1 protein-coding gene is annotated in these 840 nt (G+C 65.2%); it reads left to right on the top strand.

The window, feature by feature from the left end:
• The coding region (locus F6X39_RS36150) for a Mu transposase domain-containing protein (protein ID WP_187620160.1) at positions 1–840 on the top strand (840 nt) is incomplete at both ends.

The raw sequence follows: 840 nt of genomic DNA, 5'->3' as shown, positions 1-840 counted from the left end.
CTGCAGATCGGGCGCGCGCGCCGGCCGCTCATGGCCTTCGTCATGGTGCTGTCGTGGTCGCGGCAGATCTATCTGCGCTTCTTCCTCGATGCCCGCATGGACAGCTTCCTGGCGGGCCACGCCGGCGCATTCGCGGCGTGGTCCGGATTGCCAAGGATCCTCCTCTACGACAATCTCAGGAGCGCTGTGCTCGAGCGTCAGGGTGATGCGATCCGCTTCAACCCGACGCTTCTCGCGTTCGCCGCTCATCATCGCTTCGAGCCCCGTCCAGTGGCAGTGGCCAGAGGCAACGAGAAGGGACGCGTCGAAAGAGCTATCAGATATGTACGCGAGAATTTCTTTGCCGCGCGCAAGTTCGCCGATCTCGACGATCTGAACATCCAGGCGGCGCAATGGTGCGCGGGCATGGCGGCGGATCGTCCCTGCCGGGAAGAGCCCACGATCACGGTGCGCGAAGCCTTCGCCCGCGAACAGCCCAGCCTGCTTGCGTTGCCGGCGAATCCGTACCCGTGCGAGCTGCAACTGGCCGTGAAGGTCGGCAAGCAGCCGTATGTGCGCTTCGATCTGAACGATTACACGATCCCGCACACCCCCGTGCGGCGCGTACTCACGGTCCGGGCCGATCCCCGGCAGGTGCGCATTCTCGACGGCGCCGATCTGCTTGCAACTCATGTGCGCAGTTACGATCGCGGCGCGCAGATCGAGATTGCCGCGCACATCGACGCCCTCGTTGCACGCAAACGCGAAGCCCGTCACCATCCCGGCCTCGACCATCTCGCCTGCGCAGCGCCGGCCAGTCACACGCTCATGCTGCGTGCGGCTGAACGCGGCGCCAATCTG

This window comes from Paraburkholderia sp. UCT2, from assembly GCF_014397665.1.
In the GTDB taxonomy this organism is placed as follows: domain Bacteria; phylum Pseudomonadota; class Gammaproteobacteria; order Burkholderiales; family Burkholderiaceae; genus Paraburkholderia; species Paraburkholderia tuberum.
The sequence above is the reverse complement of the archived record's forward strand: the minus strand, read 5'-3'. Positions and strand labels throughout refer to the sequence as shown.